The 20,589-nt window shown below is 54.4% G+C and carries 17 protein-coding genes and 1 tRNA gene; 12 read left to right on the top strand and 6 right to left on the bottom strand.

Annotated features, from left to right (window positions below):
- Positions 1-3 precede the first annotated feature (3 nt).
- Complete coding sequence (locus H142_RS0109195; protein ID WP_017931841.1) at positions 4-660, bottom strand: DUF1285 domain-containing protein; 657 nt, start codon at positions 658-660, stop codon at positions 4-6.
- Positions 661-725: 65 nt separating this feature from the next.
- Between H142_RS0109195 and H142_RS0109190 the strand changes: the two genes are divergently transcribed.
- The 9 genes from H142_RS0109190 (at position 726) to H142_RS0109145 (ending at position 12,812) form a co-directional block, all read left to right on the top strand.
- Entirely contained in the window at positions 726-1,721 is a 996-nt protein-coding gene (locus H142_RS0109190; protein WP_233341654.1) for an AAA family ATPase, read from the top strand.
- 9 nt (positions 1,722-1,730) lie between these two features.
- Complete coding sequence (locus tag H142_RS0109185) at positions 1,731-2,633, top strand: DUF58 domain-containing protein (RefSeq protein ID WP_017931839.1); 903 nt, start codon at positions 1,731-1,733, stop codon at positions 2,631-2,633.
- Positions 2,630-5,389, top strand: coding sequence for a DUF4159 domain-containing protein (locus H142_RS15130; RefSeq protein WP_017931838.1), 2,760 nt, complete (start codon positions 2,630-2,632; stop codon positions 5,387-5,389). The genes H142_RS0109185 and H142_RS15130 overlap by 4 nt, the downstream gene beginning before the upstream one ends.
- Positions 5,389-7,440 carry a hypothetical protein gene (locus tag H142_RS0109175; protein WP_017931837.1) on the top strand — a complete coding sequence of 684 codons (2,052 nt, stop codon included), beginning with the start codon at positions 5,389-5,391 and terminating at the stop codon, positions 7,438-7,440. Before H142_RS15130 ends, H142_RS0109175 begins: the two co-directional genes overlap by 1 nt.
- Positions 7,441-8,146: 706 nt before the next feature.
- Entirely contained in the window at positions 8,147-10,000 is a 1,854-nt protein-coding gene (locus tag H142_RS0109165; RefSeq protein ID WP_017931835.1) for a DUF885 domain-containing protein, read from the top strand.
- Positions 10,001-10,213: 213 nt separating this feature from the next.
- Positions 10,214-10,954, top strand: coding sequence for a guanitoxin biosynthesis heme-dependent pre-guanitoxin N-hydroxylase GntA (gntA, locus tag H142_RS15125; RefSeq protein WP_017931834.1), 741 nt, complete (start codon positions 10,214-10,216; stop codon positions 10,952-10,954).
- Positions 10,955-10,990: 36 nt separating this feature from the next.
- Complete coding sequence (locus H142_RS0109155) at positions 10,991-11,593, top strand: DUF1989 domain-containing protein (protein WP_017931833.1); 603 nt, start codon at positions 10,991-10,993, stop codon at positions 11,591-11,593.
- 105 nt (positions 11,594-11,698) lie between these two features.
- Entirely contained in the window at positions 11,699-12,109 is a 411-nt protein-coding gene (locus tag H142_RS0109150; protein ID WP_017931832.1) for a hypothetical protein, read from the top strand.
- Between the two features lie 100 nt (positions 12,110-12,209).
- Entirely contained in the window at positions 12,210-12,812 is a 603-nt protein-coding gene (locus H142_RS0109145) for a hypothetical protein (protein WP_156811968.1), read from the top strand.
- A 10-nt stretch (positions 12,813-12,822) separates the two neighbouring features.
- On the opposite strand, the gene queE is transcribed toward H142_RS0109145, so the two are convergent.
- Positions 12,823-13,491 carry a 7-carboxy-7-deazaguanine synthase gene (gene queE, locus H142_RS0109140; protein ID WP_017931830.1) on the bottom strand — a complete coding sequence of 223 codons (669 nt, stop codon included), beginning with the start codon at positions 13,489-13,491 and terminating at the stop codon, positions 12,823-12,825.
- Positions 13,478-14,179: a 7-cyano-7-deazaguanine synthase QueC gene (gene queC, locus H142_RS0109135; protein ID WP_017931829.1), complete on the bottom strand. Its 702-nt coding sequence runs from the start codon at positions 14,177-14,179 to the stop codon at positions 13,478-13,480. Before queC ends, queE begins: the two co-directional genes overlap by 14 nt.
- Before the next feature lie 110 nt (positions 14,180-14,289).
- On the opposite strand from queC, the gene H142_RS0109130 reads away from it, so the two are divergent.
- Positions 14,290-14,793 (top strand): restriction endonuclease subunit S domain-containing protein, encoded by a 504-nt coding sequence (locus H142_RS0109130; protein ID WP_017931828.1) that lies wholly within the window; start codon positions 14,290-14,292, stop codon positions 14,791-14,793.
- A gap of 51 nt (positions 14,794-14,844) precedes the next feature.
- Here the strand turns inward: H142_RS0109130 and H142_RS0109125 are convergent, their stop codons facing one another.
- The gene (locus H142_RS0109125; protein ID WP_017931827.1) at positions 14,845-17,151 is read right to left on the bottom strand and encodes a TonB-dependent receptor; all 2,307 of its coding nucleotides are present in this window, start codon (positions 17,149-17,151) and stop codon (positions 14,845-14,847) included.
- Between the two features lie 189 nt (positions 17,152-17,340).
- Between H142_RS0109125 and H142_RS0109120 the strand changes: the two genes are divergently transcribed.
- Both H142_RS0109120 and H142_RS0109115 read left to right on the top strand, forming a co-directional pair.
- On the top strand, positions 17,341-19,230 hold the full coding sequence (locus H142_RS0109120) for an ABC transporter transmembrane domain-containing protein (RefSeq protein WP_233341652.1): 1,890 nt from the start codon (positions 17,341-17,343) through the stop codon (positions 19,228-19,230).
- A 90-nt stretch (positions 19,231-19,320) separates the two neighbouring features.
- Positions 19,321-19,411, top strand: a tRNA-Ser gene (locus H142_RS0109115).
- A 401-nt stretch (positions 19,412-19,812) separates the two neighbouring features.
- Here the strand turns inward: H142_RS0109115 and H142_RS17050 are convergent.
- Positions 19,813-20,208, bottom strand: a complete 396-nt coding sequence (locus H142_RS17050; RefSeq protein ID WP_017931825.1) for a hypothetical protein — start codon at positions 20,206-20,208, stop codon at positions 19,813-19,815.
- A 12-nt stretch (positions 20,209-20,220) separates the two neighbouring features.
- On the bottom strand, positions 20,221-20,541 hold the full coding sequence (locus tag H142_RS17045; protein ID WP_017931824.1) for a flavodoxin family protein: 321 nt from the start codon (positions 20,539-20,541) through the stop codon (positions 20,221-20,223).
- Between the last annotated feature and the right edge of the window lie 48 nt (positions 20,542-20,589).

Below are 20,589 nucleotides of genomic sequence, written 5' to 3'. Positions count from 1 at the left end.
GCCCTAGGCTAAATGGCTTCCCGCTTCACCTAAGGCGAAAAACACGCCGCCGCTCCAGACGCCAAGCTGCGGGCCGTCATCAGTGCGTCGCGTCACGGCCAGTTCAACCAATTCATAGAATACGGCGCGGTTAATCAGCGCGTCCAGCCGTCCGCGCACTAGAATATACGGCGCAGGCTCGCCGGACTTTGCGTCAATTTCAACACGCAAAGGCCGCTTCGGCCCGACTTTAACCGTATCGCCAACATTGGTCGTGAAGATCAAATCCTGCGTCTCCCCCTCGCCGCTTACGTCAACGCGGATTGCGACAAATGCCGCATCCTCGACGGTAATTTCAATCTTTTCGACAGGCGTCACGAGATATGTCGTCCCGTCCGCGTCCTTGCGCAAAATCGTCGCAAAAAGCTGCACAAGTTTGTGGCGGCCAATCGGACTGCCTTCGTGCATCCATACTCCGTCACGCTGGATGACCAGATCCATTTCACCGCAATTCTCAGGATTCCATTTCTCGACGGGCGGCGCGCCTTCACCGCGCGATTGCGCTTCCGCCGCCTTGACCAGATCGGCCAGAGAAAAACCGGACTGCGACCCGCCGGTGCTGTGACCTTTTTGTAACTTTTCGCCCATGGACAAACCTTTGACTTTAAGGGAATAATTCAAAAAACGCTTTCGCGCTATATCGCGTTCCGATTCAATTTATGCCGCCCCGTAAGGACACGCCCTCTATGCTTGATACAGTCGCCAGTAAATCCGTTCAAACCGCCGCCGAAAAAGCGGCTGTGCAGCTCACCGAGGCCCGCGCCGCCATCGGCCAGGTCGTCCTCGGACAAACTGATGTTGTCGATCTCACTCTTAGCGCGATTTTATGCGGCGGTCACGCCCTCTTAGTGGGAGCGCCGGGACTGGCTAAAACGTTGCTGGTCGAAACCATCGGCACGGTTACGGGCCTGTCCAACAAACGCGTGCAATTCACCCCCGACCTTATGCCCGCCGATATTATCGGCTCGGAAGTTCTAGAAACCGGCGCAAAGGGAAAACGTGAATTTCGCTTCATCGAAGGCCCTGTGTTCACACAGCTGTTAATGGCCGATGAGATCAACCGCGCCAGCCCGCGCACCCAGTCCGCATTATTGCAGGCGATGCAGGAACACTTTGTTACGGTCGCCGGACAGCGCCACGATCTGCCCGCGCCGTTCCATGTTCTGGCCACGCAAAACCCGATTGAGCAGGAAGGGACATATCCCCTGCCCGAAGCGCAGCTTGACCGTTTCCTGTTTCAAATTGATGTCGGTTATCCGGAGCTGGACACGGAGCGCGCCATCTTGCTGGCGACTACAGGCGCAAATATTGCGAGCACGACAAAAGTCATGACCCCCAAACAATTGCAAAGCCTGCAACAGCTTGTGCGTAAATTGCCGATCGGCGAGACCATCGTCGAGGCTATTTTAGATCTGGTGCGCAATGCCCGACCCGACCAAAGCCGCCACGACTTTATCCGCGACGCCGTCACATGGGGCCCAGGCCCGCGCGCCGGACAAGCCTTGATGCTGGCCAGCCGGGCCCGCGCTTTGATGGACGGCCGCCTTTCGCCCAGTCTTGATGATGTCGCCGCGCTCGCCGCGCCGGTCTTGAAACACCGCATGGCGCTGTCATTTGCCGCCCGCGCAGACGGCCAGAATCTTGACGGCATCATTTCTAAATTGACCAAGACCATAGGCTAAATTGTCTTTATGGCCCTATCGCCTTTCACACGCGCTAAACCCGAAGTGACCTCGCTGCGCCGCCGCGCCGAGACGCTGGCGGGATCATTCCCCGGTCTTCAGGCTGAGGCCGAGCGCGTGGCGGCAATCGTCGCCCAAGGCGTTCATGGCCGCCGCCGCGCGGGAACAGGCGAAACATTCTGGCAATACCGCCCTTATGATAGCAGCGACGCGGCGCGTTCTATTGACTGGCGCCGCAGCGCACGCAGTGACGCATTATTCGTCCGCGAGACCGAGTGGGAAGCGTCTAACACCGTGTGGATGTGGCGTGATGGCTCGGCCGGTATGGACTGGAGCAGCGGTGATTATCCGACAAAAAAAGACCGCGCCAGCGTGCTGTCCATGGCTTTGGCGGCACTGCTTATTCGCGGCGGCGAGCGCTGCGCCGTTCTGGGCGAGAGCGAAAGGCCGCGCACGGGCCGCGCGGGTTTGGAACGCGTTACCGCCCGAATGGCGCGGTCTATGGGCGCTGCCGAAAATCTACGCGCGGATATTCCCGCTCATGCGCGCATTCTAATTGCCTCCGATTTTCTGGACGGCGCAGAAAAATGGCGTGAGCGTCTGGCCCGCCTGACCGCCCGCCCCGCCTCCGGCGTTTTGCTGCATATCATTGATCCGGCGGAAGAAAACTTTCCTTATACAGGTCGTGTGAGGCTTAAATATCCCGGCAGCGGCGTGATTGAGCCGCTGATTGTGGGCCGCGCCGAACGCGCCCGTGAGGACTATATCGCCCGCTTTGCCGCCCATAAACAGACTATGGCCAATACGGCGCGCCGGCTGGGCTGGTCACTGGTCACCCATCATACCGATCAACCGGCGACGCGCGCTTTGGCCGCCCTATATACCGCATTTGAAGGCGAGAGCCGCAGATGAGTTGGGGCGCGATCACATTTTTGGCCCCGTTAGGTCTGCTTGGCCTGATCGTTCTGCCTTTGATCTGGTGGCTTCTGCGCGCAACCCCGCCGCGGCCGAAGGACCAGATTTTTCCGCCATTGCGAATCTTTTCACAGATCCGCCGCGACGAAGAAATGCCTGACCGCACGCCGTGGTGGCTATTGGTGTTTCGTATGGCGATGATTGCCATATTGGCTGTGGCGCTGGCCCGTCCCTTTTTATCCGAACGCGACACACAAGCTGCGCGCGATATTGTGATGGTCATTGATGACGGCTTTGGCGCCGCGGCCAATTGGAGCCGCATCAGCAATGAAGCCGAAGTGCGTCTGATCGAAGCCCGGCGTCAGAACCTGAATGTCATGCTGATTTACGGGCAGCGCGGCGGCGAGTCCGCGCCTGTCTTTGCGCCTGCCACTGCCGCTTTAGAGACCGTGCGTATTTTGCGCCCCACCCCGCGCCCCGTCGATCACATCGCTATGACCGCCATGATCGGGAGCCGTGATCTGGGCGGCGCGGACGCAGTCTGGTTCTCCGGCGGGACGAATTTTGGCGATGCACAGACTTTGGATAAAACCCTGTCGGGAGCAGCCAGCAAAACCGTTCTAATCCCCGATAGCGAGCGCATGCCGATCTTCGCCGAGGCCACGCAAGAGACCGCGCAGGGCTTTGAGATTATCTATCGCCGCGCTGATACGGCCAGCGCCCGAACGCAAAATATTATAGCTTACGGCAGTGACGGGCGCGTCATTGCCCGCGCGCCGGCCGCATTCGGTCTGGGCGAGAGAACCGCAGCGGCAGAGTTTGAGCTGCCGTCCGATTTGCGCAATCAAGTCTCGCGCATCCGGCCCGAAGGACAGTCCAGCGCGGCAGGAGTCAAATTGCTGGATGATAGTTGGGGACGGCCCGTTGTTGGTCTCGTCTCGGTCAGCGATGATACGGTTCAGCCGCTTCTCTCTGAAACCTTTTATCTTGAAAAAGCGCTCGGGCCTTCAGCGGAAATTTACAAAGCGCCGCTCTCCGAACTGCTTGATTTGGCGCCCACCATCCTCGTTATGCCGGACGACTCGCGGGTGCAGAGTGAGGGGCTGGTTGAATTTGTCGAAAATGGCGGGCTGCTGATCCGCTTTGCCGGACCGAAACTGGCGGCGCGCAGTGATGATTTACTGCCGGTCGAATTGCGCTTTGGCGACCGCGCGCTGGGCGGGGCGCTGACATGGGAAGAGCCACAAACGCTGGCCCCATTTGAGCCCGACAGCCCGTTTTTCGGTCTGTCCATTCCATCTGATGTTCAAGTGACGCAGCAGGTCATGGCGCAGCCGTCGACAGAGCTGGACAGCAAGACATGGGCGCGGCTGTCTGATGGCTCTCCTGTTGTCACCAGCGCGCCGCGCGGCCAAGGGCGAATTGTTCTGTTCCATGTAACCTCTGATCCAGAATGGTCAAATCTGGCTGTAAGCGGGCTTTATGTCGGCATGTTAAAACGCATATTGCCGCTGGCGCGCCGCCGCAGCGTTGCGCCGGACGCCACAGGCGGGGCCTGGGCGGCCGACCGCATCCTAGACGGCATGGGCCGCCTTGTCGCGCCGCCAGCCAGCGCAGTCGCCATAGATGACGCCGTCTTTGACGCCACCGTGCCCAGCGCGCGTCATCCGGCCGGGCTATACCAGCAGGGCGAGCGCAGACGCGCGCTCAATGCCGTGCCGCAGGGTCTGCAAATCAGCGCGATTTCGGATGTAACCGGCGCGGGGCAGCCTTATGGCAAGACCCGCACCCGCACGCTGGAGGGCATCTTGCTCGCTATCGGTTTGACCATGCTGGCCTTTGACGCCCTGCTCGCGCTATTCGTGACAGGCCGTTTCGCGCGGCTGATGCCGCGCCGCCGCGCCGCGGCCCTCACCTCTTTAATACTTGCCGCTGTGATCTTGACGCCCCAGCTGACCGAGGCGCAATCACAGGACAGGCCGCCCGCAAGCCAGGATTTTAATCAGGACGCGCTGGCGCTGCATTTTGCCTATGTCATAACCGGAAACAGCGTGATTGACCGTAATTCCGAAGCCGGCCTGCGCGGCGTGACCAAAGCACTGTTTGACCGCACAACGGTCGAACCGCAAGCGCCGCGCGGGCTGAATATCGAGACTGATAATCTGCTGTTTTATCCCTTTATTTATTGGCCTGTCACGCGGGATGCGGCGGAGCTGTCCGAGGCCGCGGCGAAAAACGTTAATGGCTATTTGGCTGCGGGTGGCACGATTATTTTTGACACACAGGACCAGGGTGACCGCGCGGTCTTTGGCGGCGGCGCGCATCCCGGTCTGGCGCGGATTTCCAAGCCGCTCGACATTCCTGAATTGCAGCCCATCCCCAAGGATCACGTCCTGACAAAAACCTTTTTCCTGCTGGAGAATTTTCCCGGCCGCTACTCCGACGGACAGGTCTGGGTTGACGCTAAATCCATATCTGCGCGCGACGGCGTCGCCAGCGTTATTGTCGGCTCGAATGATTGGGCGACAGGCTGGGCGGTGAGCGCGCAGGGTGAATATATCGGCGCGGTGGATGATACTATGCCGCGCCAGATTGAATTTGCCCGCCGCTTCGGCGTTAATCTGGGCATGTATGTGCTGTCAGGAAATTACAAAGCCGATCAGGTCCACGCGCAGGCTATACTTGACCGCCTGCGCCCTGAAAGCGAACGCGAGCAGCGCCAGCCCCAACAACTGCAAACAGAGCCGCAATAATGGATAGCGCGCTGGCCTTTGATCCACTTTTGGCTCCGTGGGTAATCGCCGTTTTGGTGGCTTTAGGCCTTGTCGCGGCGGCGCTCACCGGCACGGCAAAACTGCGCAGTTTTATCCCGCGCGCTTTGGCCGTACTCATAATCGGCGCGGCGCTAATGAACCCGCAAAGCGTGACCGAAGAGCGTGAGGCCTTGCCTGATGTCGCGCTCATTATCGTCGATAAAACCGAGAGCGCCAATATTGGACAGCGCGCAGAGGCCATTACCGAAGCCGCTAATCAATTATCGACAAATCTGGCTGCCCGCGACGGCATGGAAATCGTCACCGTCTCTATCGATCCCTCCGATCAGGGCACGCAGATAGTGCCTCCCCTGCTCGAAGGTCTGGCCAATCTGCCGCGTGACCGTATTGCCGGCGTTTTCGTAATTAGCGACGGACAGGTTCATGATCTGCCGGACAACTCGCAAAAATTGATGACCGACGGCGTGCCCTTTCACGCGCTGATTGCCGGAGATGCCAGCGCGCGTGACCGCCGTATGAGCGCAATTAACGCACCGCGCTTCGGTCTGGTTGATGAGACGGTCGATTTTGAGATCCGCGTCGATGATCCGGGCTTTGATGGCGAGCAGGCCCTCATCCAAGTGCGCTTGAATGGCCGCGAACAAGCCACATTCAATGTCACCATTGGTGAAAAAGTGACCATCCCGGTGACAGTGGAGCGGCGCGGCAGCAATACGGTCGAGCTGATCGCCCAAGGCGTTGAGGGGGAGTTGACCTATGTCAATAATATCTTCGTTCAGGACATGTCCGGCATTCGCGACCGTTTGCGCGTCCTGCTGATTACAGGCGAGCCGCATAGCGGCGGACGGGCCTGGCGTAACCTTTTAAAATCCGATCCTTCGGTTGACCTGATTCAATTTTCTATTTTGCGGCCGCCGGGTAAACCGTTCGGGGCTAATCAGGATGAATTATCGCTGATCCAGTTTCCCGTGCGCCAACTGTTTGAAGATAATGTCGAGGAATTTGATCTGATTATTCTGGATCAATATCGTCGGCGCCAAATTCTTTCGCCCTATTATTTTCAAAATATTGCCCGCTATGTCGCGGGCGGCGGCGCGCTTCTGGTTGCGGCCGGCCCGCCCTTTGCCGAGCCGTCCAGCGTTTACCGCTCGCCGCTCGCCGCTGTGCTGCCGGTGCAGCCCAAAGGCACCATTTCCGAAGGCGCATTTCGTCCTGAGCTGACCGATAAAGGCGAGCGCCACCCGATCACGTCAGGATTTGCAGGACGCGAGGCCGAAAACTGGGGACAATGGTACCGCGCCATCGACGCCGATGTGCTGTCCGGTGACGTGCTGATGCGAACACAGACCGATGCGCCGCTCCTTGTGCTGGATGAGATCGGCAAAGGCCGCGCCGCTATGCTGCTCTCTGACCAAGCGTGGCTGTGGGCGCGCGGCGTGGATGGCGGCGGACCCTATAATGAAATGTTCCGGCGACTGGCGCATTGGCTGATGGGCGAGCCGGATCTGGAAGCCGAGCGCCTGTCGGCGACTATCACCAATGGCCGTATGGACATTATCCGGAATACGTTGTCCGACGAGCCGCAAAACGCGCGTATTATCGGCCCGGACGGCACGGCGCAAATGACTGAGCTGACCCGCACCTCGCCGGGCGTCTATGTCGGCGATATTGCGGCGCCCGAAGACGGCACATACCGTGTCCAGAGCGGAACCATACAAGCCATTGCCGCCGCTGGCGCCCTCAATCCGACAGAGTTCTCAGACCTCATCCCGACGCAAGAAAAGCTCGCCCCGCTGGTCACAGCCACGGGCGGTCACAGCCGCCTGATCGGGGAAGGCGATATCGCTCTGCCCGAGCTGCGCGATGTGAAACCCGGCGCAAAACTGTCCGGCGACGGGTGGGCCGGACTGGTGCGCCACGCCCGTTATGACGTGACAGCCAGCACGCGCAAGCCTTTCGCGCCTGTGCTGTTTTTCTTTGCCCTCGCCGCACTGATGATGGCGTGGGCCTGGCGCGCCGAGGGACGGTAGACTATTTTAAGCCTAACGCCTTTGTCAGCTTAGCAATTTACATTCTCAACACACACTCGTCATCCAGAGCCGCGTGCGGCGAAGGATCCAAGTCTAGGACTTTCGACATAATAATACGTGGGTACATGTAGGTATGGATCCTTCGCTTCGCTCTGGATGACAGCCGTTTGTATATGAGATTTCATTTCAAAAACCGTGGATATATATTTATCCATCCCCGCCTCTTCCATCTGACTTATCTTTAGACTGTTCTTTTGGTCAGGACGGGGAAGACGTTTCTTTTCTGCCACGAGACGGTATTGAATCTGCGCTGCTGTGAGGTAACGGCTCACATTATCAGGTTTGGGCCTGTGACCTCGCGTGGGACGCAGCTCTTAGTGTGATGCTCATGCCCCGACAGGGGAGGGCCGCGAGATACCGCTGCGGGGATGGCATCTTCGTAAACACTAGAAAACTCTTTGGCAGCCTTCGGAGTTGTCGCCCCGCAGGCTTCCTGCTTTTTATTTCGTGGTCACCCGACGGGCCATCGCAGGGTGGCGCTTGTCTTATGATAACGGGTTTGTGCCTGTCAGCTCTCGTATTTCGGAGATCAGCTTGAGCGTCGCGCTGCGACATTGCCGCCCCGCAATACAGCGCGATATCAGAATTGCGCTAACTCTTTGGACGTGGCACATATTGCGCATTATCATAGATAAGGCTGACCGTTATGACCCTCTCCCGCCGCACACTGCTTGGAACCTCCGCTGCCGCTCTTGCGGGCGCCGCCCTGCCGCTTTCCGGATGCACGGAAAGGCGCGAGCCTGTTGCTGTCGTGCCGGCATCATCCACAGAGACAAATGTCCTGCAAGAGGCGACAGATATGATGCTGAACGCCTATCCGGAGTCCGCGTCCAGCGCCGGAATTGATACCGGCCAATATGCGGCGCTGAAGAGCAAACTCACTGACCGCTCCCCCGAAGGACAGGCCGCTATTGAGAGCGATACGCGCACTATGTTAGCGCGGCTCAATAATGTGGACACCAGCGCAATGGAGGCGGGCGACGCGCTCAATATTGAGGTTGTGCGCAGCGTCTTTGAACGCACGGCTGAAGGCTTCGATCTGCCTTACGGGGATGTCGCGCTGCTCAACAGCAATTGGTCTTATCGCAATGCCCCTTATGCTGTGGCGCAAAATGTCGGGGCATTTGTTGAAATCCCGTCCTTCCTCGACAGCTCCCACGCCATAGCCAACGCCAGTGACGCTGAGGATTATCTCTCGCGGATGAGCGCCTATGCCGAACAGCTGGACGGCGAAACTGAACGCGCCCGTATTTACGGCGAAAAGGGCGTTATCCTGCCGGATTTCCTGATGGCGAAAACACTGGGCCAATTACGCACAGCCCGCGCCGCTGATCCGGCCAGTTGGGGTATTGTTGGTAGCCTCTCCGGTAAGACATCGGATATGGACGGCGATTTTACCTCCCGCGCAGCCGCGATTGCCCAAAACGAGATCGGCCCGGCCATTGACCGCCAGATCGCAGCGCACGAAGCGCTGGCGCCAAAAGCCAATAGCGATGCCGGCATCTGGGCCAAGCCCGATGGCGAGGCCTATTATGACTGGGCGCTGGCCGCCGGAACCACCACAAATATGAGCCCTGACGAGGTTCACCAAATGGGTCTGGACGAGCTGGCCAGCCTTCAGGCGCAAATGGATCCGATTTTAAAATCCATCGGATATAGCAAAGGCGCCGTTGGCGATCGCATGACTGCGCTGAGCGCAGATAAGCGCTATCATTTTGCAAAAGGCGATGAAGGCCGCGCCGAGATTATGACCTTTATCGACGATACTGTCGCAGATATTCGCGCGCGCATGCCCCAGGCTTTTGAAACGCTGGTTCCGGGTTTTCTGGAAGTCACCCGTATCAGCCCTGACGTTGAAGCCGGCGCGCCGGGCGCCTATGGCGGAGCCGGGTCAATTGATGGCAAAAAGCCGGGCCATTTCTGGATCAATCTGCGCAGTACGGATTTGCATAATAAATTCGGTCTTGCCGACTTGACCTATCATGAAGCGATTCCCGGACATGTCTGGCAGGGTGAATATACATTCAAACAACCGCTCATCCGCTCACTTCTGGCCTTTAATGCCTATTCCGAGGGCTGGGCGCTCTACGCGCAGCAAATCGCGGACGAGCTGGGCGTTTATGAGGATTTCCCCGTTGGGCGTCTGGGCTATCTGCAATCGCTGGCGTTCCGTGCCTGCCGTCTGGTTGTCGATACCGGCCTTCATGCCAAACAGTGGACGCGTGAGCAGGCGATTGACTGGTTTGTCAAAAATAACGGCTCTAATCCCGAAGAAGTGCGCGGCGAAATTGACCGCTATTGCGCGTGGCCGGGACAGGCCTGCGGCTATAAAGTCGGTCATACGGAGATTAACCGTCTGCGCCAGCGCGCCGAAGCGCAGCTCGGCGATAAATTCGACTATCGCCGCTTTAACGACGCTGTCGTTTTGGGCGGTAGCGTCCCAATGACCGTCCTGGGCCGCATAATCGACGACTATATTGCGCGTGAAATGGCGGGATAGTCTGTATGAAAATAAGATGTCCACCTGTCTTGATCTAAACGTGCATCTAAGTATTTAAATTAAAATAAGCGACTTACATTTGCGGTGCCAAAAATCTTATCAGATCTCTTATCACAGATTAAGACGTGCGGAACTTTCTACTCATAAAATGCGTATGATTATTTCATATCCAAACAGCGCAGGCTCCAGCCTAGCGTAGATGTCAGGACAGTTATGAATCATTTTCGCCGCGATGCGCCCTTATCTGTTGTCTCTCCCGCTAATTTTTACAGCGTAGATGATTTAGCAATTATCTCAGACATCAAAACGTATATTGCTGATCCCACATTTCCCTGTGTCGGCGCAAAGGCCGCTCTCGCACAAGGCAATGTGAACTTTCGGATTTACGATTCTATTGCGGATGCGTCTGCAACGACCAGCCTGCATTTCGATTTGATGGAATATGTGCAAACTATTGATCTGAACGGGCCGCAAATACAGTCCTTTGCTGCGATATTTAAACACTCTGTAGATGGTGGCGAAGAAGCGTTTGAAACCCGGCTATGGACGCAGCTTTCCATGTTATACGAACAGAGCAAAGGGCTTCAAATTGATTGGAACAAAGAAGTCTCCCCTGATCCGGACAGCCCTCATTTTTCCATGAGTATCGCCGGACATCCCTTTTTTGTCGTCGGAATGCACGGTCAAGCCAGCCGCGAAGCGCGGCGCACGCCTTATCCGACACTCGTATTTAATTCTAATCTACAATTTGACAGGCTGCGCGCAGACGGACGCTATGACAAGCTTAAGGCTATAATCCGTCAAAGAGAGATTAAATTTAACGGCTCCGTTAATCCTATGCTTGACGATCATGGACGCACGTCAGAGGCGCGGCAATATTCTGGACGAAATCTGCCCGCTGATTGGGTCTGTCCATTTCATGCAAAAGCAGACGCAGGCAAAATTTCAAAATAAACTCCACTGCTATAAAACGCTAAATTAAGGTCCAAAATGCAGCAAGACATTAAAACAAAAATTCACCGCATCGCCCCGCGCTCCGGTGTGGGGTTTGAAATTAAAGCCGGGCACATTCTGACCGTGATTGATCCCGAAGGCGAGCAGGTCTCCGATATGATTGCATATAATGTAGCAGATCATCGCGAATATATGTCCTCCGGACGCAGTATTGATTATGCGGGTCGTATGTTTCTGACGACTGACGATGTACTTTATTCTAACCGCAGTACGCCGATGTTTACAATTTTAGAAGACCAGGTCGGGCGTCATGATTTTACCCTCACCCCCTGCTCTGCAGAAATGTTTCGCAAGCTTTATCATGAGGACGATCCGCATCGGGGCTGTTTTGGCAATCTAGCGGAAGCTGTTGCGCCTTATGGAATCGGACCGGACGCTGTCCCCATAGCATTTAACATATTTATGTATGTTCATGTCGATAGCGATAGCGGGAAAATCGAAGTGCGCCCGCCGCTCAGCCGCGCGGGGCAGTTCACACAGTTTAGAGCTGAGATGGATATGATTGTTGCTCTAACATCCTGCTCGGCAGGACAGTCTAATAATTTTACATATAAGCCAATCGACTATTCAATTTCATAGGGTTGAAATTACAGCATATTTCAATTTACGTGTAATTGTTTAAACAATTAAAAAGTGTCTTGCTATAGAAGCGTTAAAGAGTGGGGCTGAAAGATTGGAATAAATATGCGTAATATCTATAAATTGATGCTTACAGCATTAATATTGCCGGCACTGACGGGATGCGGCGTGGCCAAAGCGACCGGAAAAGTTGCGGCCCTGCCTGTTAAAGGCGTCTATTACACCGGAAAATATGCCGGGAAAGGCGTTATCGGCACATCAAAGCTCGCCGGTAAAGGCGTCTATTATACCGGCAAAGGGATTTACGAGACGGGCAAAACAACGGTTCGCGTCACGAATGCCGTGCTTGAGACCACAGCAAATGTGTTGATCGTCACGACGCTTGTTGTGGACGTCTCGGGCAAACTTGTGACCCTATCTAAACTTATCAGCCGCGCCGAAATGGAAGCCCATATTGCTGCAGCCAAAGCGTCAGGGCGCGTTATCTCAATCTTGATTGACGTCGCGCGGAGTTAAGTCAAACGGCGCTGTCATCACAATGCGTTGAGCATGGCTATGCCACATTGAAAATTAGAGCTCTTTATGTTATGGTGTAACGGTAACTATGGAGATCATTATGCGCAGAATTCTTATCAGCACCGCGATCATAGCCCTTGCGACAGCGCCCGCTTTCGCTGTGAGCAAAAATAAATTCGCCGAAGATATGGCTTTGCCAGCAGGCGCTAGCGTAAAAGTCGATGTGGTTCTCTCCCCGGATATGATCCACCGCGCCGATAATCTACCCGAAAAACTCTCCGACCGCAGCGGCTCGCGCGGCCTGAATAACGGCTTTGGCGGAAACGGCTTTTACGGCATGCGTGAGCTTGATAACCTCCGCGGCGATATGGCGGATGAAATGATTACGGATCTGTCCAAAGCAGGATATGCGGTCACTGTTGCAGGGGCCTACACCTTGCGCGTCACTATTGATGATGCGCGCCCGAACCGCCCCACTATGGGCCAGCTATCCAAGCAGCCCAGCCTGTCCTTTAGAAGCATAGCCCGCGGCGGTGCGCGTATGACGTCAGAGCTTATTGACCCTGCAGGCAACGTTGTCGGTACGTCTCAATATGGGTGGTATGACAGCTTTTTAGACGACTATCCCAAAGGCACGTGGAGTGAGGCTAAGCGCGCTTTTAGCCGTTATGCCAGCAAAACAGCCAAAACAATCGGCAATTAAATCGCGCGCCTTAAGGCACACCGATAAATTTATGCGTCTGCACGGAAAGTTTCCATTGAGGATGTCTCAAACAATATTCAAACGCGGCCTGTGCATGGGCCGCGTTTTTTGATGAATCGGTCAAGCTGTCATCGCGCGGCTGTAGATAAAAGTTTTTAAAGTCCAAATCGGTAAAATCTTCGGGATGGTTTTCGACCTGCGGAAACACCAATTTGAGTTCATCACCGGATTTTTGAACCAGCGGGGCACTAGCTTTGGGCGATACGGTCAACCAATCAATGCCCTCCGGCGCAGCGATGGTTCCGTTGCTCTCCACTGCGATTTTCAGACCGACCTTATGAAGCGCCGCAATGAGCGGGGCGCCCAGTTGTAAGAGCGGCTCGCCGCCAGTGCAGACCACCCATGGCTCTCCGCCTGGGGTTTTCGGCCAGAAAGACATAACATGTTCTGCCAAAGCGTCCGGCGTTTTGAACTGACCGCCGCCCGGCCCGTCTGTACCGACAAATTGCGTGTCACAGAACTTGCAGACGGCAGTGGCCCGGTCTTTTTCACGACCCGACCACAGGTTACATCCGGCAAAGCGCAAAAACACGGCCGGACGTCCCGTTTGCGCGCCCTCGCCCTGCACCGTGAGATAGGTTTCTTTGACGCTATAAATCCTCGTACTATTTTGCGACATAAGCCCGCCAGCCTTTCGCGCGTAAATCGCAAGCGGGACAATTATCGCAGCCATATCCCCATGCGTGAAGAATATCATGCTCTCCCCTGTAACAGCTATGGGTACGCACACGGATCAGCTCGACCAAAGGCGCCCCGCCCATATCCTTAGCCAGTGACCACGCCCCTGCCTTGCTGATGCTCATAAGTGGCGTTTCGAGCGTGTAAGGCTTATCCATCCCCAAACTAATCGCCTGCATCTGGGCGTCCAACGTGTCTTTTCGGCAATCAGGATACCCCGAAAAGTCAGCCTCACACATCCCTGCAACTAAATTATATATACCGCGCCTGTAGCCAATAGCCGCCGCAAAATTGAGAAAGATCAGGTTACGTCCCGGCACAAATGTGCTGGGCAGGCCTTCGGCGCTAAGCGTGATTTCCTGCTCGCGGGTCAGCGACGTTTCGCTGATCGCACCCAAAGCGGAGAGATCGACAACATGATCCTGTCCGATTTTGTCAGCCCATTCAGCAAACTCGGACTTGAACGCAGCAAGGACCTCCATGCGGCACTGCATTTCAATAGTGTGGCGTTGGTCATAATCAAAACCGACTGTCTCGATATGGTCATAACGCTCCAGCGCCCAAGCCAGACAGGTCGCGCTGTCCTGTCCGCCGGAGAATAAAATCAGGGCTTTGCTCGTCTCGTTCATGGACGCTCCTATAAAGCCCGCCACGGCGCTCTGCAACGCCGGCCCGCGTGTGTTGGCACAGCAATTGTAATGAATCGCAGTATTGTTACGTCCTTGCACACAGGTCCGCTATGTCTAAGCCTCTGAAATTTATTTCCAAAAACCGTTATGCAATCCTTGGCGGCTGGCTTGCCATAGAAATTGTCGGCACCATTGCCGCCTTCCCCGCTATGGCCAATCTGTCCGAGCGGATAATTCTAGACGCCAAACAAACCGTCATCGTTAGCCCCATTTCCACGCAGCCGGGCATGGCCGAATATCTGGTGTCGTCAAATTCAGCCTTTGCTGTCGTCAGCACAGGCCAGCTTGGCGAATATGCCGTTTCGGTATCGACGCTTGGTGAGAACTCGCAAAATGTTGGCGACGTTGTGTCTTGCAGCGCGACTTTAACGGATGCTCCGACCCGTATTTATAATGGGAGGCGTAAAACGGCGGCGCGGCGCGGCAGCGTAGAAAGCCAGTCCATTCATGTCACTATTTCTTATGATCCGGAACTAGAGCCCGCGTTTGAAATTGTACCAATGAACCGCGCGCCGGCCATGTTGGCTGCCCCTTGCACATTTAAGCGGGCCTGAAACAAAAAAGGCGGCCCGTAAGCCGCCTTTTTACTCTATATTTGAACACGATTAGCCTTTGATTATCAACTCAATACCGACAACACGACCCTTTTTCAGCGGGCTGAATGTCGTCAGTGCCGGACGATCGGCAAAGGGACGATCAACGCCAGTACTAAGCGGTCCGGGGAACGGAAGCTGCGTATCGCCGCCGACCTGTACTTCGTCCAGAAGATTGTTGCCGTAAAGTGATAAGCTTACGCCCTCAACCGGCGTATCCCACCCAACATTAGCGGACAGCATATTCGCAGACTGAATCCAGCCAAAATTATTGTCCGTGTAAGCAATTTTATCACGGTGTTGGAAGTTAACGCGTGTATTAAGCGTCCCGGCAGTGTTCATATCCAATGAATGAATAATCCCGAAGCCATATGTCGATTTAGGGACGCGAGGCAATTCCAGCCCCAAGTCTATACTATCGACAGCAGCATCGCCTGATATATCGAAACGCACATCCGTATAGCTTGCGCTAATTAAACCGACATTGGCGGAAGCAATCAAGTTCGGTAATAATACGATCTGGCCATCCAGCTCCGCACCGTAAATATCAGCGTCAGCTGTATTGATAATAAATTGCGACACACCGGCGCCTGGCGAGGCCAAATTCACTTCCCGCTGCATATCTGAAATTTTATTTGTGAAGATCGCGCCGTTCAAAGTCAATTTGCGGTCATCCCGACGATATTTAAAGCCGAGTTCAAAAGCATCGACCTCTTCTTCATCGAATGACGGCTCACCTGACGCAGCAAGCTGGCCAAGGAAAAGTGGAACATCTGTTATACGGAAGTTATAACCGCCTGAACGGAAGCCTTTTGTGTAGTTACCGTAGATCTGATTGCCGGCATTTGTGAAATACTGGAACCCGACTTTCGGGGAGAAGTTTTCCCACTCATTGCTGTCTGTAAAACCGTTCGGCTCTTGCAACAGACCGCCGGTTATGGCCGCCAATAAAGCGTTATTGCCGGTGGTCGGGCATGAGCCATCAACGACAGAACATGCATTGCGCGGACGCACATATGTAATCGCCGCATCCTTATCTTCTTTGGAATAGCGCAGACCTAAAATTCCGACAAAGTTGTCGTTAAAGGAATAATCAATTTGACCAAATAGGCCCAGAACGGTGTGATCCTGCGCGCCGCCGCCATAAAATGTCAGGGGCGACAGCGGAGGAAGCATCCGAACTTCGGTATAAGCAACATCATTGTTAAAATAGAACAGACCCGTCGTCACTTCGGCTTTCCCAAATGTACCCGCATAACGCAGCTCATTTGAGATTTGCTCAGTTGTCAGTTCTGTCTGCGAATGAAACAGGAATGCCGGAGCCGCATCAATGTCAGCGTCTGTTTCGGCGCTACCGTCAATATAGCCGAAGATATTGGTAATTGTGCCGTCACCAAATGCCACATCATAGTCAGCCTTTAGACTAAATTGTGTCTGCTCATTATCGTAAAAGCCTTCATTATCTATCGCGAAATCAAAGCTGTCACGAGAGAAACGGCCGCGATTTGTGGCTGACGGACCGTCGCCCTTACCTTCTGAATAGCTTATTTTACCTAGTAATGAGAATTCGTCAGTTGGCATCCATTCCAGCGCGCCGCGTACGACATAGAGCTGTGCTTCGCCATGGTTGCTGTTATTGGCTAGATTTTTGAAATAGCCGTCATCATTGTTGTAATAAACGCCGAGTTTACCGTTCAGAACGCCGTCGACGAGCGGGCCGGAGACCACGCCTTGGGCATATGTGTTGATGCCGCCGCGGTTATCATCGACGGGGCCATCTATTGCGAAGCGCGCTTTGTACTGAAATGTATCCGTCGGATTGCCCGTGTTGATAAGCACCGCACCGCCCGTCGTGTTACGGCCAAACAAAATTCCCTGCGGTCCGCGCATTACTTCAACACTGTCCAAATCAAAAAGATCAAAAACGGAGCCGGAATTCAGGCCTTGATAAACACCGTCGATAAAGACGCCAACGGCCGGATCAATAGACGGGATAGAAGAGTTCACGCCAAGGCCGCGAATAGCGAAGTTCGCTGTGCCGCGCGATGTACCGATATCATCCAGTGACACATTAGGCGCAGAAAATGACAAATCTTCGAGCGTACGCACTTTGCGCGCCTCGAGCGTCTCTGTATTATAGGCCGTCATCGCAATCGGAACGTCCTGAACATTTTCAGCGTTCTGCTTTTTTGTACCGGTTACGAAAATTTCATCCGTGATGATTTCGGCCGCGCTTTGCGCGTGGGCCGATGCACCGAACAGTCCGGAAGCGAGAACCATCGTGGATACGCCGAGCTTCAAGGATTTAGAAATAGTCATTGTCGTCCCTCATGTGTTTGCTATGTGTGTAGACATTATTATTTTTATGCGGCTTCATCATATGCCAGCGCTAAAATGGCAAGGCATTCAACGGTCATATGCACTGATTTGCATATGGCTGTGACGTTTATGTCACAGCCGACTCAATTGTCTTTGTGGTAAGCCGCCCGCCATATTCAGGAGATTTCATTGGCTCAGACTGCCCCTAACTCATCACCGTCTTTGACTCCTCCTGAAAGTGTGCGCCGTGCGTCGACTTTTGCTGCCGAGCTAGAGCAGGATAAACAGGCTCGCAGCCGCGCGAAATCCGTCAAACCGTTGCGCCGCATCATGCCGTTCGTCCTGAACTATCCTGGCACAATCGCGCTTTTCTTGATTTTCATGGTGCTCGCAGCCATGCTGAGCCTGTCTATTGGTTGGGCCATGAAGCTCATTGTGGATTGCGGTTTCGGAGGAAGCGGCGAGCTGCCCGCTGAATGCGAAAGGTTCGCTCTGGGTAATGCCGCAAATATGGGCTCATATTTCAAACTCGGTATAGCGGTCGCCTTCTTTACCGCTGTCTTCTCTGCGCTCCGTTTCTATTATGTGTCCGTATTGGGACAGCGCGTCATCGCAGACTTACGCAAAGCGGTTTACAACCATCTGACCACACTTTCGACATCGTTTTTTGAGCGCGTTCACACCGGAGAAGTTCAGTCACGTCTCACAACAGATACAATGCTGATCGAAACCGTTATCGGAAGTTCGATCAGCTTTGCATTGCGCACAATTGTAACATCAATCGGCGCGCTGGTTCTTATGTTTTTTATAAGCTGGAAGCTAACCTTAATGGTAATTTCCATTGGCCCGTTCTTAATTCTGATTGGAATTGTTTTCGGAAGACGTGTTCAGCGGCTGTCCAGAAGCTCGCAAGACAACCTTGCAACGGCTTCAGTTCGTGCCGGCGAGAGCCTTGGAGCCATCCAGACCGTTCAGGCCTTTACGCGCGAGGTCAAAGAGCGCGAAGATTTTGGCCGTGCCACAGAGGCCACATTTGATGCCCACCGCAGCCGTATTCTGGTGCGTAGCGTCATGACCTTCGTCCTATTCGGGTTTGGAATGGCCGGCATGGTCGGTGTGTTCTGGTATGGCGCCGAACTCGTTCAAACCGGAGACTTATCGGGCGGCGACATTGTCGGCTTTTCCTATTACGCATTTGCTGCTGTCTCGGGCGTCGGGTTCCTCACCAATACATATACCGATTTTCTACGCGCCGCCGGCGCGACAGAACGAATCATGGAACTATTATCTGAAACATCAGATATTATAGCGCCTGAGAAACCCGAAGTGATCGGCGTGGCGCGCGGGGAAATCCGTTTCGATGATGTCAGTTTTTCATATCCTACACGCCCTGAGCAACAGGCGCTTCATGGCGTGGGATTTGATATTAAGCCCGGCGAGACCATTGCACTGGTCGGCCCGTCAGGGGCAGGCAAGACAACGGTTTTTCAGCTCCTTTTGAGGTTTTACGATGTAAACAGCGGAGCCGTAAAAATTGACGGTCATGACGTTCGCGCGCTTGCGCCCGAGAATTTGCGGCGGCAATTTTCTATCGTGCAGCAAAATACGCCGCTCTTTTCCGGCACGGCCATGGAAAATATTCGATATGGCCGCGACGGCGCGAGCGACGACGACGTGATAGCGGCGGCAAAATCTGCCTTTGCTCATGATTTTATTTCCGCGCTTCCACAAGGGTACAACACGGATTTAGGTGAAGCTGCCGCGTCTCTGTCAGGCGGGCAGCGGCAACGCATTGCCATTGCCCGCGCCATATTGCGTGACGCGCCCGTCCTGCTGCTTGACGAGGCGACCAGCGCGCTGGATAGCGAAAGCGAAATCGCGGTGCAGTCGGCATTTGAAAATCTGTCCAAATCCAAAACCACATTGGTGATTGCCCACCGCCTGTCCACCGTCCGTAAGGCCGACCGAATTATCGTATTAGACCAAGGGCGAATTGTCGAAACCGGCACGCATGACAGCCTCGCCAAAACCGGCGGCCTTTATGCCCGTTTATCTGAAATGCAGTTCGGCATTCAGTAATCGGAGGTCGGGCGAAGACAGCCCGTCTTTATACAGATTAACCGAAAAGACAGCTTGCCCCAACGGTATCAATCCCATAGACCCGCCAGCGGAGACGTGGCCGAGTGGTCGAAGGCGCTCCCCTGCTAAGGGAGTATACCTCAAAAGGGTATCGAGGGTTCGAATCCCTTCGTCTCCGCCATTACCTTCTGGCACAACATGACCCACTCATATCACTCATAAAGAACACGCTGCTAACGAAGACTTAGCCGGATACAGATGACAAACCGTCTGTAAGATACGTCTCTGATGGGCCGGTAATACGCTATTTCAGGAAAATGTCTCTGGAGGCGATTTCGGAGCTCCGCTTTTACCGAGACGCGATGCAGTGATGCTGCACTACTCAAGCCTTATAATTATAAAGTCGGGGGAGGTTTAGGAGAAACCCAGCGTTTTGCGCTGCTTATTGCATTTGAGTGTTCATCTTCATCTCACACAGCCACTCCCCAAAACAGACGTCAGCCCATTGGCAATGATATGGGTTAATCGTAGCCGCAACTGAGCCTCGGCTCAGTACATTTTGGTTGTTCAAGATCCATAGAGCTAATCCAAGCCCTGGTCCGGAAATTTAAATCCGAAACGCTCGCCGTCCTTCCAGGCATTACGGTCATTGCCATAAGCGGGAATACCGCCCTGTGACTTGAGCGCGTGAGCCATATGCATCAAATTCCACGTCATGATAGTCGTATTGCGTTGCGTAAACTCACTGTCATATCCTGCGGGTTGCCCGTCAACATCATCGCCAAATGAAGGCCCGGGGCCGATTTCTCCGATCCAGCCGCAATCCGCTTGTGGCGGTATGACATAACCCAAATGTTGCATTGAATAGAGCAGGCTCATACCGCAATGTTTCACACCGTCTTCATTACCCGTCACGACAGCGCCCCCGACTTTTCCGTAAAAAATGCTTTGGCCCTTGGCATTCAATTTGCCGCTCATGGCATAGAGACGTTAAATGGCAATCCGGCATATCGAACTCTCTACCCCTAACCAGATCGGCGTGCCGATAATGAGAATATCTGCCGCCTTGATTATTTTCCAAAGATCGGGCCATTCATCCGCCTCATATCCGTGATCAGTCATATCGGGATATACGCCGGGCGGCACATTATGATCCGCCATATGTAGCGTTGAAACGTCCACTTTGGCTATTTGCATTAAGCTGGTTACGGCATTTAAAAGCAATTGTGTGTGCGATTGCTTGGCATCCCGCTTCAAGGAACAGTTGAGAATAACAGCCTTTAACGCGGAGTAATTCGGTAAATTTGGCATAAGTAAATTGTAAGGTTTTCGAACGCGTGTGTAAACAGACATTGATAT

Origin of the sequence: Robiginitomaculum antarcticum DSM 21748, assembly GCF_000365025.1 — a bacterium.
In the GTDB taxonomy this organism is placed as follows: Bacteria; Pseudomonadota; Alphaproteobacteria; order Caulobacterales; family Maricaulaceae; genus Robiginitomaculum; species Robiginitomaculum antarcticum.
The sequence above is the reverse complement of the archived record's forward strand: the minus strand, read 5'-3'. Positions and strand labels throughout refer to the sequence as shown.

Excerpts from the sequence above, each read along its gene's own strand:
- H142_RS0109190 (WP_233341654.1), top strand. The coding sequence starts at position 726 with ATGCTTGATACAGTCGCCAGTAAATCCGTTCAAACCGCCGCCGAAAAA.
- H142_RS0109185 (WP_017931839.1), top strand. The coding sequence starts at position 1,731 with ATGGCCCTATCGCCTTTCACACGCGCTAAACCCGAAGTGACCTCGCTG.
- H142_RS15130 (WP_017931838.1), top strand. The coding sequence starts at position 2,630 with ATGAGTTGGGGCGCGATCACATTTTTGGCCCCGTTAGGTCTGCTTGGC.
- H142_RS0109175 (WP_017931837.1), top strand. The coding sequence starts at position 5,389 with ATGGATAGCGCGCTGGCCTTTGATCCACTTTTGGCTCCGTGGGTAATC.
- H142_RS0109165 (WP_017931835.1), top strand. The coding sequence starts at position 8,147 with ATGACCCTCTCCCGCCGCACACTGCTTGGAACCTCCGCTGCCGCTCTT.
- gntA (WP_017931834.1), top strand. The coding sequence starts at position 10,214 with ATGAATCATTTTCGCCGCGATGCGCCCTTATCTGTTGTCTCTCCCGCT.
- H142_RS0109155 (WP_017931833.1), top strand. The coding sequence starts at position 10,991 with ATGCAGCAAGACATTAAAACAAAAATTCACCGCATCGCCCCGCGCTCC.
- H142_RS0109150 (WP_017931832.1), top strand. The coding sequence starts at position 11,699 with ATGCGTAATATCTATAAATTGATGCTTACAGCATTAATATTGCCGGCA.
- H142_RS0109145 (WP_156811968.1), top strand. The coding sequence starts at position 12,210 with ATGCGCAGAATTCTTATCAGCACCGCGATCATAGCCCTTGCGACAGCG.
- queE (WP_017931830.1), bottom strand. The coding sequence starts at position 13,491 with ATGTCGCAAAATAGTACGAGGATTTATAGCGTCAAAGAAACCTATCTC.
- queC (WP_017931829.1), bottom strand. The coding sequence starts at position 14,179 with ATGAACGAGACGAGCAAAGCCCTGATTTTATTCTCCGGCGGACAGGAC.
- H142_RS0109130 (WP_017931828.1), top strand. The coding sequence starts at position 14,290 with ATGTCTAAGCCTCTGAAATTTATTTCCAAAAACCGTTATGCAATCCTT.
- H142_RS0109125 (WP_017931827.1), bottom strand. The coding sequence starts at position 17,151 with ATGACTATTTCTAAATCCTTGAAGCTCGGCGTATCCACGATGGTTCTC.
- H142_RS17050 (WP_017931825.1), bottom strand. The coding sequence starts at position 20,208 with ATGAGCGGCAAATTGAATGCCAAGGGCCAAAGCATTTTTTACGGAAAA.
- H142_RS17045 (WP_017931824.1), bottom strand. The coding sequence starts at position 20,541 with ATGCCAAATTTACCGAATTACTCCGCGTTAAAGGCTGTTATTCTCAAC.